This is a genomic window from Brevibacillus sp. SIMBA_040 (assembly GCF_046535075.1).
Lineage (GTDB): Bacteria > Bacillota > Bacilli > Brevibacillales > Brevibacillaceae > Brevibacillus.
Window position 1 is genome coordinate 1 of the sequence record NZ_JAWRXI010000363.1, and the last position, 243, is coordinate 243.

The window sequence follows — 243 nt, forward strand, 5'->3', positions numbered from 1 at the left end:
TATCTGAATGTAAAAAATAAAGTCATTACTACAAATGCCAATGTCAGCAAAAACCAAACTCCTACAAAAGTATACAAACCAGATGTAAATGCCCAAAGGTATGAACCGTGTAAATTTGAAGTTATAAAAATTTCAGAAAACGATACAAAAGAAGGAAAGGCAGTCGTTACAACTGTTCCTGTATTTGATAATGGAAAGGGATTAAGAAAAATAGCAGGACAGGTTCTTGAAGAAAAAATCTAC

General features: G+C 32.1%; 1 protein-coding gene. It reads left to right on the top strand.

Going from position 1 to position 243, the window contains the following annotated elements; translation table 11 throughout:
• A partial coding sequence (locus tag SB752_RS33125) for a hypothetical protein (protein ID WP_410719615.1) occupies window positions 1-243 on the top strand: 243 nt, incomplete at both ends.